This window comes from Pedobacter foliorum, assembly GCF_013266735.1.
Taxonomy (GTDB): Bacteria; Bacteroidota; Bacteroidia; order Sphingobacteriales; family Sphingobacteriaceae; genus Pedobacter; species Pedobacter foliorum.
In genome coordinates this window covers 236276-248235 of record NZ_JABSNU010000002.1, presented here as the reverse complement: position 1 = coordinate 248235, position 11960 = coordinate 236276, and the positions used below count along the sequence as shown (strand labels likewise).

Sequence of the window (11960 nt, the reverse complement as noted above, 5' to 3'; positions counted from 1 at the left end):
TTTGTTTTGAATTAACTCTAATAAACATGAGACTATCCGACAACAAAATCATCAAATTCCTTAATTCTTTAGCCTCCGTAATATTGGTACTTTATGTGTTTTTTCTAGTCATAAAATTATTCTCTTCTGGAGCTCCTACAATGAGTAATAGTACCAGAGATTATCAGATTTATGACGTTATAGCTAAAAACAAAGTTCAAGATCAAGTGTCCGCTCAAGCTTTGGATAAATGGTTCAACAACATAGTAGTAGTTCAACCAACTAATCAATCTCTAATTCATTTAAGATTTAAGTCCCATAGCGAATTATTTTCATTTCCAGCCATTTTGTTCCAAATTTCGCAGCTAATTTATTGGCTACTCATTGGCCTAATAATTTACTGTATCAAAAAACTATTTAACTCCTTTAATAAAGATGAGGTGTTTACAAAGAGAAATGCGACCATGATTCTATTTGGAGCGATTACATTAATATTACTTCCAATTATAAGATGGATAACACAGGAATTATTCATTAATTGTATTGAGAAATTACATCTTAACGATTCCGGCTATCTGCTACAAAATGGAACAGGCTTAATCGGATCAGAAACCCTAGTAGGACTAGCACTCTTAGCTTTTGCTTTAGCCTTTAAAGCAGGTGTAAATATGAAGCAAGAAAACGAATCCTTTATTTAACTCATATGCCTATAATCATAAATTTAGATGTAATGCTCGCCAAACGCAAAATGTCTTTAACAGAACTTTCCGAGAAAGTTGGTCTAACCATAGTTAACCTCTCCATTTTAAAAACAGGAAAGGCAAAAGGCGTCAGATTTGATACGCTGGAAGCAATATGTAGAGTGCTAGATTGCAAACCTGGAGATATTCTCGATATAGATTAACTGTTGCTATTTTTAAGCTGGAATTACTCATTTCACAACAGGCCGTTAATCATCGCTTTCACTTTTTCATTTCCAGGAAAGGCTGAAACTTTATTGATGAACACACCTTCTTTATTATACAATAGATATGACGGAATATATTCGAGCCCAAAATGGTTCATGATGTATTCCCACTGAGTGTCTTTCAGATAATAATGTTCACTTCCTATTCCTTTAATTTTTTCTTCCCATAGCTTTCGAGGAGAAGAAGCGTTTGTTAAATACACAAATGCAACAGCCTTATCATGAAATTCCCCCTTTGCACTTCCGAATTGCTTCATTGCATCTAGGCAAGGGCCACACCATGTTGCCCAAAGGTCAATAAAAACAACCTTACCCTTATGTTTAGCCACAATTGTTTCCATAACTTTATCGTCAGGAACTGATGAGATGTCGTTTACCACAACAGGTGATTTGAATTTGTCTAATTCAACAACCTGTTGGTTTTTTCGCAATAGTATCTTTGCAATTTCTCCTTTTTTCCAATAGGCAGCAATGTTCGTTTTTTGCTTTTCGCTCAATGGTTTTACCTCTTCATTTAGCTGTCTGCCATAGGCATTAGCAGCTAAAACATCATAATATTGGCCATCTTTGAATCCGACTAAATCCGACAAAACAACTTTCACCTTTGCTAACCAAGAGGGAATGTCACTCTCTCCTATCTCAGGGAGCCCTATTATTTCATTTTGAAGGATTGTTTTTTGAAACTCCCAGAATGAAGAACAAATTAGATACTGTGGATCATTAAGATTAAAATCTTTCAAAAAACGATAATACGACCTATCAACCTTCTTGATAACAGGCTCATTGAAGCGATCCTGAGAAACGTTTCGATAATTAAGCCTCATCGCTGCTTCGTAATCAAAAGCATGTACGTTATATATCCATATCCGAAAATCTTTAGACAGAATTCCTTTAAATTCCTTTGATATTAATGAATCTTTATTTAAAAGCTCTAATCTTCTCAACACACTAGCCTTAGCTTGATCCAGAAATTCATTCGGGTTTTTGTTATACAGAGGTTCTGGTGCCTTATTAGGCTTAAGTTCAATCATTTCACCTATAACCTCCAAACCTCGTTTCATATCATTTTGAGTCATACCAGTTGGTGTAATGTTAATCTTTTCGAAACCAAAATTCGAATCATAAGCGACATCAACGTTTGTAACACCGCCGCTTGTCAATTTAATAAGAAGAGATTTATACGGCTTCAAACTTGTGTATAAGCCAATTAGAGAGATATTCGTTTCCACATCAACGTCAATCGAGAACTTCCCTGATCGATCAGCAAGCGCTTTATATTGAACCACCTCTCCCGTAATTGGATGTGGAACAAAAATATTCACATAAATGCTATCCTTATTAACGTCATTCTTACTCGTTATCCTTCCTGTTATTTTAGCTGTACCTGCTTTTATAATAGGCGTACCTATTACTATGGCGTCAAACGGTTTACATGACAAAAAAAACAAAAGGCCGCATATGCATAAGAGAGTTAACTTTATTATTTTAGGCATAAGTATCTTGATTTGATTTTAGCAGACCTTTCTCTAAGACCTGCTAGAATGAAGTCATTATTCTAAGATATGCAAAAATTAATCAATTCTTATCCTTATAAATCTCCCGAATTATCCTTAAAATATAGAATCTTTGCCTTGATGAGAACACTAATTACTTATAAATGCTCATTCCCTCATCGTAAATAGGGCTTTGGATATTTAAAAAGTTTAAAACACTATGAAACACATTGTTCTGAGACAATACCTTATTAGCCTTAACTTGTTTCGAACCATTAGATACCCAAACTATAAAAGGAATCTCATACTGTTCCTTAGGAGCAATACTTATAGGTACCCCATGCATATATAGATTTTTTTCTCCCAAAGATTCACCATGGTCTGATACAAAAATCATAGTACTCTTATACTCGTTTAATTGCTTTAAATCTTCAATTACTTTAGACAAAATATAGTCAGTGTAAACAATCGTATTGTCATAAGCATTGATTAGTTCTGTTTGAGAACAGTTCCCTAATTCAACACTATTACACACAGGCTTAAAAGTCTCAAATTGAGGTGGATATTTCTTACTATATGTAGGCCCATGACTTGTACTTGTGTGCAATACTATCAATATTTTGTTCTTTTTACTGGCTAATATTTGATCTTTTAGTCCAGCTAAAAGAATTTCATCATAATTACACCCTTCGCCTTTGCAATTAGGCATTAAAGCTTCTCTATTTTGATAATTCTTAATATGAACTGGCGGCTCTCCCCAGTTTGTGGTTCTCCAAATAACCTCTACATTATTCCTATATAAATAATTGGGCAAAATTTCATACAACTTATCAGTATTTGTATGTTCTAAAATGCATTTCACACCTGCGGTAGTATAAGTAGCACAAGAAGTAGCATCAAAATGAAACAAGTTATCCATTTTAGAAAGCAGTGGATTCGTGTTTTTCTTGTAGCCATATAAAGAAAAATTTTGGCTTCTTGCAGATTCCCCTATCACCAAGACTACAACCGATTTCTGATTGTCTTTTATTGTAGCATCAGGCAGCAAAATTTCTTTCTCATTACTCTTGAATTTGTCTTTATAAAACAGATAAGTATTTGCTACATACGACCAAGGCATTGGCAACGCACCTATTACTTTTGCATTTTTATCTATCCACAACCAATTGCTTGCATTAGCAAAAACTAAAGTCAGAATCAACAATAAGGTAAGTGATGAGGTGATTCCAAATCTCTTCCATGTTTCATTTATTATTTTCACTTTAATAATGTAAATGCTAGGAAGAACACCAAATACGACTAGGTATATTATTAATTTTATTGAAAAAAAGCTGCTAGACTCGGCATAGTTGGTATTGAGTATATTACCAATCATACTTTTATCTATTAAAACACCGTAAGTATTAATAAAGTAGACTGCAACTGCGCTGATAATAAAGAATAAGACCAATAAAAACTTCCCAACGTAACGCGACAAAGAACAAATCAGGTAGAAAATTAAAGCATTTACAACCAATACTACAATTATTAGACTAATGATGAGAAAAACACCATTAAAACTCTTGTAATCAACATTTTTAACAACATAACTGAAAAAAGGAAAGTGAAAGAATAAAAAATTAAGAAAACTCATTAACAAAGCGAAATGAGTTATTTTCACATTATTTTTTAACATAAACAGTAATAATTTTATATAGTGAAATGACTACGGTGATTAATGATAAATAGAATATGATCAAATTATCATCCAACAACCTACTCACCAACGAAACACAACAAAACAGAAAGAAGAAAATAATAATTGGATAGAATTTCTTGTTGTTTATCCAAGTCCAAATTTTATACTTTTCATTAATAAAAATACCTAAAAGCCCCGAAACATATCCGATAGTTCCGCCTATAATAACATCAAGCGGATGGTGTGCCCCTACACCTATCCTTGTAAACACAAGGATCAATCCTACAGCCGTTATAAAAACAACCCATAAAATTTTATAGTTTAACCTCTGGGGCATAAATGCAAACAACAGAATTGTAAGTACTGTAAAAACTGTAATTGAATGTCCCGATGGTAAACTATTGTGCCCGGTTAGTGCTTTTCCTATAATTACGAAACTATCCCTATCAAATACCGCAGCAGGCCTTGGTACTGCAAATATTTCTTTTAGTGAGGTACAAATTATACATGAAACCAGTGAAGCTGATATTAAAGACTCCCAAATTTTAGGCGCATATATAATAAAAATACTTATGAAGGATAAAAAAACTACTGCATCTCCAAACTGGGTAAGGTTAAAAATTGTTTTCGGAAATTGAGATAATTTTGAATTCAGAAAAAGGAAAGTATTCTTTTGAATCTGTATACATTTATCAACAGATAGAGCATCCTGCTTATAAAGAAACAAAACAATTAGAGTTAAAAAAACTGCAGGGAATATAAATAAAGATGGTTTGAGTCTTGAATAATTTTCAACAACATTTGTGTTCATCTTTTTATTTATTGACAAATTTACCCCGGTAAACTTCTTTAAAACACACAGATAATTATGTGCGGCTATTTGGTTTTTTAACATCCTTACAAGATAAAATGTCGTACAATCTATATATACTCCTTACAAAATGCAGCGAATATAACTAAATCATGTTGACTTTGATACTTCCTTCTATATTCAAGCTATATCCCTTGCCATGAACATTTTTAAAACATATGGCATCATCCTGAGAAAACTTCTTACGGAGTTTGGAAACGTACATATCAAGGCTTCTACCTGTAATTACCCCCTCGTCTTCCCAGCCCAGCTTTAACAACAGATTACGGTCGATTACTTCATTCGGATTTTTTAGAAAAATCTTTAGCAGAGATTGCTCTTTAGGAGTCAATATTACTTCTTCTCCTCCATAACTCAGAATCTGCTTGGCAGGATCATACATATATTTACCTATTGCAATAGAATTAGAACTGTTTTTTTTCAATAATCGCTTCTTATAAATACCAAAACCAGCAGCTGATACGCCCGCGATAAATAAGAAAGAAAGTATTCCTTGATTTAGAGATAAAATTTGCCCGCCAGAAGCCACTGCAACATCAGAAACCTGAATATGGATTTCATAGTTGTCGATGGGTAATGCCCTGCCCATACAGGGAGCCGTTCCTTTAGAAATATCCTCACTTGTAAACCCGTATAGGAGCTGATCGCCACCTTTTCTGTAAACAGCAAGGGTATAATTTCCTTGTAAATCGTTACTAGATGTTAATCTGGTAGCAATAGCTGCAAGAGTATCCGGAATCAGAGCAAAAGATTTATCAAAAGAGATCCTGTAACTACCCTCCTTCTCTTCCTCAACAGAAAGTATCCTCGAGGTACTATCGCCCGCAGATAGCAACAATTGATGACCTAACTTTCGAAACGAGATAATTTGTCGTGTACCCGATTCCTGTTTTGCAAAAGCAACACCCGTTTGAAGAAGCAGAAAAGACAACATTAAAGCTCCTATAATCCTGTTTACAAGTGTGATTACCATATTTTACAATTCATTTTACACTTTTTTACAACTGTTTACACGCCCCATCCTACCCTCTGGTTTAGTTTTGACCAAGTTACATTTAATTTGAAATTTATGCTAAAAACACTATTAACCTCAAAAGCTCTCTTTGAAAACTGGCTGGTTCTGATACGAGTGATCAGCGGCCTCCTAATTTTTGTCCACGGATTGGGCACCTTCAACAAAGGACATATGGACGGTAATGTTGCCTGGCTTACAGACATACATTTCCCCGCTCCGGTATTAATGGCCTACATAGGTAAAGGCGCTGAATTAATAGGTGGTATTTTATTAATGCTCGGATTATTTACCAGAATTGCCGCATTGATACTGATCATCGATATGCTGGTGATCTCAACTGTGCTTGGTAATGGTAAAATATTTACCGATGATCAACATCCCTTTTTATTACTCCTGCTGTTCGTTTATCTGTTTTTTATTGGCTCAGGTAAAATCAGTCTGGACCACCTGCTATTTAATAAAAATAAAAACTAAGATTGAAATTCATGTGTAAGCGCCTCATTTCTTCCTCTACCATTCTTCTATTTTACCTTTTAGTTTATCCCAATCAGGGTTTTACCCAGGAGGTAAACAGCAATGACAAAAAAACAGATACCACCAGCCGACAATTAGAAGAAATCCAAATCAAAAAAACCAGATCATTGGTACGTCAGCAAATAGACCGTTTAAGTTATGATGTACAGGGAGATCCTGAACACAATACTTTAAATGGTCTGGATCTGATGCGCAAAGTACCCATGCTTTCTGTAGATGCAGCTGGCCAGCTCAAAATGAGAGGAAGCACAAACTACCGTATTTTGATTAATGGTAAGGAATCCGGAATGATGGCCGCGAATCCAAGAGATGTCCTCCGTAACCTGCCCGCCTCTGCAATCAAACGTATTGAAGTCATCACTACCCCTTCTTCAAAATACGATGGAGAAGGACCAGCAGGATTCATCAATATCATATTAATGCGTAGGGCGTCGGATGGTTATAATGGGAATGTAAGGCTTGCTCATGAACTTCCTACCGGTGGGCCGTCATTAGGAGGCAACCTCACCCTAAAATCCGGAAAGTTCGCAATTGCAATAAACGGGGGTGCTGATCGTACAAGCACTCCCGAAACCGCAGAACGTTATTACAGACAAACTTTCGGTTCCATACCGGAACAAATGGAAAATAACAGTACCAAAAAGAACAATAGCAGATCAATTTTTGGAGGCGCAGAATTGAGCTTCGAACCCGACACCTTAAATTTACTTACAGCAGAATTTAGTCCCTACAGTGGCTACAATAAGGTATACAATTCACGATTGTTTGAGCTTAATGAAGGAAACCCCGACTTTTCAAAATACCTTCTCGATGCCAGGAACAAATACAGTTGGACTGGAATGACAGCAGGCCTGAGTTTTCAACGGAGTTTTAGCCATAGGCCCGGGCAACTACTAACCTTCGCTTACAGGTATGTGAGTAATGATAATCCTCAGGTAAACCACGTCGACATTTCCCAACAAATCAATAGCCATCTAACCTCTTTTCTACAACAAAGTGCCAGCGGCTACAAGGAACACATTTTTCAGGGAGATTATGTAAGGCCCCTTAAATCTTTAACCATAGAAGCCGGCATTAAAACAATACTCCGATACAATTCAAGTGACTATAAACGGACCCAATCAGACACCTCTTTAGTCAATAACTTTAAGAACAGCTCGCCCGTTTTCGGGGCATACAACAGTTATCATTACCGCATTGGTGCCTGGGGTATTAAAGCTGGCTACCGACTGGAATACACGACTATGCATGGTCAATACAAATCAGCATCCCAGATTCCTAAAACTAATTATTTCAACCTGATTCCCGCATTATCCCTAATGTACAACATCAACATGGGCAGTAGTCTAACAATGGGTTATACTAACCGGATAGAGCGCCCCAGGTTTTACCAGCTTGATCCTTTTGCAGACAGATCCATCACCAATATACTTTCTTACGGAAATCCCAATCTAAAACCGGCATTAAGTCATCATCTAGAATTGAATTACAGTCAGGATAGCAAAACCACTTTCTCTGCAAACTTAAGCTATACTCTATCCAACAACTTAATACAACAGATTTCACAATATGATTCCACAGCGAATGCAACCATCACCACTTATGCGAACACAGGTTACGACAGGCAGCTTAAGCTATACCTAAGTGCCGGAGGAAAGCTAGCAGAGAAACTGGGCTGGTCAGCCAATGGTTTGATTTCGCGAGTTTGGTTAAAAGGAACAATAGAAGGACGGCATCTGGAAAACTCCGGTTATAATGCCAAAATGAGTGCAGATGTAACCTATACGCTGAGTGATTTATGGAAAGCCTCCGGCTCTTTTAATATAGATGCCCCAGAAACATTTCTGCAAGAAAAAACTAACCTTCAATTTTACCAATCGTTAAGGCTATATGGCGATTTAGTAAAAGATAAGCTCAATCTTTCTCTTACAGTTAACAATCCCTTCACCAAGTTTCGTTACTATGAACGTAACCTTACCGGGTTTGATTTTAAACAATATTACAGATTTCAGAGCTATAACCGATCATTTGGCCTAAGCCTGAGCTGGCAATTCGGGCATTTAGAAAGCGGAGTTCAAAAAAGCAAACGAAAGATTACCATAGATGACGGACGGTAAATGATGTAAAATAATCTTCATCTTTTTATAATTTACCAGGAGCATATTAATTCTAATACTTTTAGCTTAAAATAACAAAGGGCGATGTGTCTATATTTCACTAAATAACAATAACATAGAACTGAATATACCCAAAAGATTTAACGTAATTGTATCGAATCAAACAGCCAAATAATTTAGAAAAACATGGACTTACATGCCTTAAATCCATTTTTTTATTTTGTTCTTAAATATTTTTTTCTAGTTTTGCAGACCGTTAAAAAAGCCTCCTTAGCTCAGCTGGTAGAGCAACTGACTTGTAATCAGTAGGTCATTGGTTCGATTCCGATAGGAGGCTCTTTAAAAACCTAAACCATCCTTACTTTAGGTAATTCAAACCAACTTATCAAGCCTGCTTCCTAGTTAAACACTAAAATAACTTCAGGATGACGGCAGATCAAAAAATGATTTATTGGAATACACTTTAAAATAAAGAGTGACCACTATTTACCACCTCAACAACCTTAAGCTTATAAATTATCGGATTGTTTACCGAGCAATTCGCAGTTAATGTGGCTGCACTTGCCATCTTAAAATCAATCCCTACCTTCTGTCCAATTGTTTTTAATACAGCCGGAAGACCAGTTGTTTTAATCACGTTGAAATATTTGATCCCATTAAGTGTGAGGGTATCGCCATATTGCTGCCGAACCAAAGGAGAGGAAGCAATCTCTATAAGCCAGTAATCTTTTACAGTATCTGCATTGCAGGTTTCCTTTCCAATAGCTGTACCTGATGCCACAAAATAAGATGGCTTAAATGGCCCCATACGGTTACAGCTCGCAACTATAAAGCAAACTATAATTGAAAGTGTTAGTATTGCCAGATTTTTATTTACACGCATTTAACTTGAGGGATTAATTCTTTCTAAAGATATCGCAGGTATGTTATGTGTAGAATTACTTGTCGTTAACAAATCTAAAAGCAACTCAACCGAATAGTCCAAAGAATACCTATCAATAGCATTCACCGCCGTAACCATTACATCCTTTGAAGGATTATACACCAAAAAAGCAACCAAATCTGTATACTGGCAATAGGCCGATTGGCCTGTAAAGAGTTATAGACGGATAAGACTGAGATTAGTTATTTAATAGAATTATGGTTAACTTCCATTATAAAAGAACTGTGAGATGACACCCTATTTATATGGGTAAAAAAGGCTGATTTATTCAACTTAAAATTAATCGCATGAGCAAAATAGTGGCAGATCAACTGGTAGAAATGCTGGTAGAAAACGGAGTAAAACGGATCTACGCCGTTACCGGAGACAGCTTAAATCATCTCAATGACGCAGTAAGAAGAAACGGAAAAATAAAATGGATACATGTAAGGCATGAAGAGGTTGGTGCCTATGCAGCGGCCGCAGAAGCTGAACTGGATGGACTTGCCTGCTGTGCAGGAAGCTGTGGCCCGGGTCATATTCACCTTATAAATGGACTATATGATGCCCACCGTACCGGTGTACCGATAATTGCCATTGCCTCAACAATAAATACACCTGAATTTGGTTTGGATTATTTCCAGAGCACCAATACAATAAAACTATTTGATGATTGCAGTTGCTACAACCAGGTGGCAACTACTTCGGCACAAGCTCCAAAGATGTTCCAAACCGCAATACAGCATGCCATTCATCATAAAGGGGTAGCCGTGTTTGGCCTTCCGGGTGATGTAGCGGCAATGCCTGCAGAAGAAAGCAATGCCTCGCGACAAAATTTCAGATGTGAAACGATTTTAAGACCTGCCAACAATGAATTACAAAACCTTGCTAACATACTCAACAAATACCCAAAAGTTACCATATTCTGCGGATATGGAGCTCATGAGGCACACGACGAGGTGGTACAGCTTGCCGCTGCACTACAAGCTCCTGTAGGCTATTCGTTTCGTGGAAAAATGAGTATGCAGTACGACAACCCTTATGAGGTAGGTATGACCGGCTTATTAGGACTCCCATCCGCTTATCATAGCATGCACGAAGCGGATGTTGTGTTGCTGCTTGGCACAGATTTCCCTTACACGCCTTTCATGCCTACTAAAAACAAGATCATACAGGTTGATGAAAAACCCGAAAAACTAGGCAGACGAGCTAAACTGGAATTGGGTTTGTGTGGCAAAATTAAAGATACTGTTCAGGCATTATTACCATTAATCACTAAAAAGGAAGACAACAGCTTCCTTAAAGCACAGCTCGACTTTTATGATAAAGTAAAGCATAACCTTCAAATTTATGTGAATAATGTTGGTGAGGAAGACATGATACAACCGGAATATGTGGCATCTGTAATAAATGATATGGCAGCAAAAGATGCCATTTTCACCTTAGATACCGGCATGAGTTGCGTTTGGGGCGCCAGATATATACACGCAACAGGCCAACGGAAATTCCTTGGGTCATTTAACCATGGTTCAATGGCTAATGCCATGCCAATGGCCATTGGAGCGGCTCTGTGTTATCCCGGCAGACAGGTATTTGCCCTCTGCGGCGATGGTGGTATATCTATGCTACTTGGAGACCTGGCTACCATTAAACAATACAACTTACCCATCAAACTAATCGTATTTAATAACCGTGCCCTGGGTATGGTAAAACTAGAAATGGAAGTAGATGGACTACCTGATAATGAAACAGATATGATAAATCCGGATTTTGCACTTGTTGCGCAGGCCATGGGATTTAAAGGCATTACTGTTCATCATCAGGCAGATGTTAAAGCAGCTATGGAGCAAGCCATAAAAGAGGATGGCCCGGTACTTTTAAATATACTAACCAACTCAAACGCTTTAGCGATGCCACCTAAAATAGAATGGGAACAAACAAAAGGCTATGCCATAACAATGGGTAAATTAATATTGGGTGGTAGAATGGATGAGGCTATGGATATCCTAAAATCTAACTATAAACATCTTTTAGATGTAATTTAAATAATTAGAAGCCCCGGTAATGATAATAACCATCATTACCATGGTGATCATGATCATGATGATCTCTACGCTCATGCCTTTCTCTTTCGCGCCTGTCACGATACGATAGTGAACAACTTGACAATCCCAATGATGCAAATACAAGCATTACTAGTATCCTATTAAGATTCCTTTTCATAACATCGGCTTTAATATATGCCACTTATATTGACAATTGAATATTAAAAAGGTTTAATTGTCAATATAAGTGGCGGCTAATTACAAAAGTTAATTAGCAAGAACATTCTGATTTTTAGTTCTAAAAAAAAAGCACCGAACGTAATGTCGGTGCTTACTATA

General features: G+C 36.7%; 11 protein-coding genes and 1 tRNA gene. 6 read left to right on the top strand and 6 right to left on the bottom strand.

The window, feature by feature from the left end; translation table 11 throughout:
- Window positions 1-26 precede the first annotated feature (26 nt).
- On the top strand, window positions 27-677 hold the full coding sequence (locus tag HQN83_RS04845) for a DUF2975 domain-containing protein (protein WP_173089210.1): 651 nt from the start codon (window positions 27-29) through the stop codon (window positions 675-677).
- Window positions 678-682: 5 nt separating this feature from the next.
- Window positions 683-883, top strand: coding sequence for a helix-turn-helix domain-containing protein (locus HQN83_RS04840; RefSeq protein ID WP_173089208.1), 201 nt, complete (start codon window positions 683-685; stop codon window positions 881-883).
- 32 nt (window positions 884-915) lie between these two features.
- Here HQN83_RS04840 and HQN83_RS04835 read toward each other — a convergent pair whose 3' ends face one another.
- From HQN83_RS04835 to HQN83_RS04820, 4 genes are all read right to left on the bottom strand, one after another.
- Window positions 916-2439, bottom strand: coding sequence for a TlpA family protein disulfide reductase (locus HQN83_RS04835; protein ID WP_173089206.1), 1524 nt, complete (start codon window positions 2437-2439; stop codon window positions 916-918).
- A gap of 154 nt (window positions 2440-2593) precedes the next feature.
- Complete coding sequence (gene eptA / locus HQN83_RS04830; protein ID WP_173089204.1) at window positions 2594-4114, bottom strand: phosphoethanolamine--lipid A transferase EptA; 1521 nt, start codon at window positions 4112-4114, stop codon at window positions 2594-2596.
- Window positions 4101-4928, bottom strand: a complete 828-nt coding sequence (locus tag HQN83_RS04825) for a phosphatase PAP2 family protein (RefSeq protein ID WP_173089202.1) — start codon at window positions 4926-4928, stop codon at window positions 4101-4103. Before HQN83_RS04825 ends, eptA begins: the two co-directional genes overlap by 14 nt.
- Window positions 4929-5073: 145 nt before the next feature.
- Window positions 5074-5961, bottom strand: coding sequence for a winged helix-turn-helix domain-containing protein (locus tag HQN83_RS04820; protein ID WP_173089200.1), 888 nt, complete (start codon window positions 5959-5961; stop codon window positions 5074-5076).
- Between the two features lie 96 nt (window positions 5962-6057).
- Between HQN83_RS04820 and HQN83_RS04815 the strand changes: the two genes are divergently transcribed.
- The 3 genes from HQN83_RS04815 to HQN83_RS04805 all read left to right on the top strand — a co-directional run bounded on the left by HQN83_RS04815 (window position 6058) and on the right by HQN83_RS04805 (window position 8991).
- Window positions 6058-6477 (top strand): DoxX family protein, encoded by a 420-nt coding sequence (locus HQN83_RS04815; RefSeq protein ID WP_173089198.1) that lies wholly within the window; start codon window positions 6058-6060, stop codon window positions 6475-6477.
- Between the two features lie 11 nt (window positions 6478-6488).
- The gene (locus HQN83_RS04810; RefSeq protein ID WP_173089196.1) at window positions 6489-8654 is read left to right on the top strand and encodes an outer membrane beta-barrel protein; all 2166 of its coding nucleotides are present in this window, start codon (window positions 6489-6491) and stop codon (window positions 8652-8654) included.
- 264 nt (window positions 8655-8918) lie between these two features.
- Window positions 8919-8991: transfer RNA gene (locus HQN83_RS04805), tRNA-Thr, on the top strand.
- Window positions 8992-9117: 126 nt separating this feature from the next.
- Here HQN83_RS04805 and HQN83_RS04800 read toward each other — a convergent pair.
- Window positions 9118-9537 (bottom strand): hypothetical protein, encoded by a 420-nt coding sequence (locus tag HQN83_RS04800; protein ID WP_173089194.1) that lies wholly within the window; start codon window positions 9535-9537, stop codon window positions 9118-9120.
- 347 nt (window positions 9538-9884) lie between these two features.
- Between HQN83_RS04800 and HQN83_RS04795 the strand changes: the two genes are divergently transcribed.
- Window positions 9885-11621, top strand: a complete 1737-nt coding sequence (locus HQN83_RS04795; protein ID WP_173089192.1) for a thiamine pyrophosphate-dependent enzyme — start codon at window positions 9885-9887, stop codon at window positions 11619-11621.
- A gap of 4 nt (window positions 11622-11625) precedes the next feature.
- Here HQN83_RS04795 and HQN83_RS04790 read toward each other — a convergent pair whose 3' ends face one another.
- The gene (locus HQN83_RS04790) at window positions 11626-11799 is read right to left on the bottom strand and encodes a hypothetical protein (RefSeq protein ID WP_173089190.1); all 174 of its coding nucleotides are present in this window, start codon (window positions 11797-11799) and stop codon (window positions 11626-11628) included.
- Window positions 11800-11960 lie beyond the last annotated feature (161 nt).

What these genes read in the sequence shown, in the direction of transcription:
- HQN83_RS04845 (WP_173089210.1), top strand. Translation starts at nt 27, where the DNA reads ATGAGACTATCCGACAACAAAATCATCAAATTCCTTAATTCTTTAGCC.
- HQN83_RS04835 (WP_173089206.1), bottom strand. Translation starts at nt 2,439, where the DNA reads ATGCCTAAAATAATAAAGTTAACTCTCTTATGCATATGCGGCCTTTTG.
- HQN83_RS04795 (WP_173089192.1), top strand. Translation starts at nt 9,885, where the DNA reads ATGAGCAAAATAGTGGCAGATCAACTGGTAGAAATGCTGGTAGAAAAC.
- HQN83_RS04790 (WP_173089190.1), bottom strand. Translation starts at nt 11,799, where the DNA reads ATGAAAAGGAATCTTAATAGGATACTAGTAATGCTTGTATTTGCATCA.
- eptA (WP_173089204.1), bottom strand. Translation starts at nt 4,114, where the DNA reads ATGTTAAAAAATAATGTGAAAATAACTCATTTCGCTTTGTTAATGAGT.
- HQN83_RS04825 (WP_173089202.1), bottom strand. Translation starts at nt 4,928, where the DNA reads ATGAACACAAATGTTGTTGAAAATTATTCAAGACTCAAACCATCTTTA.
- HQN83_RS04820 (WP_173089200.1), bottom strand. Translation starts at nt 5,961, where the DNA reads ATGGTAATCACACTTGTAAACAGGATTATAGGAGCTTTAATGTTGTCT.
- HQN83_RS04815 (WP_173089198.1), top strand. Translation starts at nt 6,058, where the DNA reads ATGCTAAAAACACTATTAACCTCAAAAGCTCTCTTTGAAAACTGGCTG.
- HQN83_RS04840 (WP_173089208.1), top strand. Translation starts at nt 683, where the DNA reads ATGCCTATAATCATAAATTTAGATGTAATGCTCGCCAAACGCAAAATG.
- HQN83_RS04800 (WP_173089194.1), bottom strand. Translation starts at nt 9,537, where the DNA reads ATGCGTGTAAATAAAAATCTGGCAATACTAACACTTTCAATTATAGTT.
- HQN83_RS04810 (WP_173089196.1), top strand. Translation starts at nt 6,489, where the DNA reads ATGTGTAAGCGCCTCATTTCTTCCTCTACCATTCTTCTATTTTACCTT.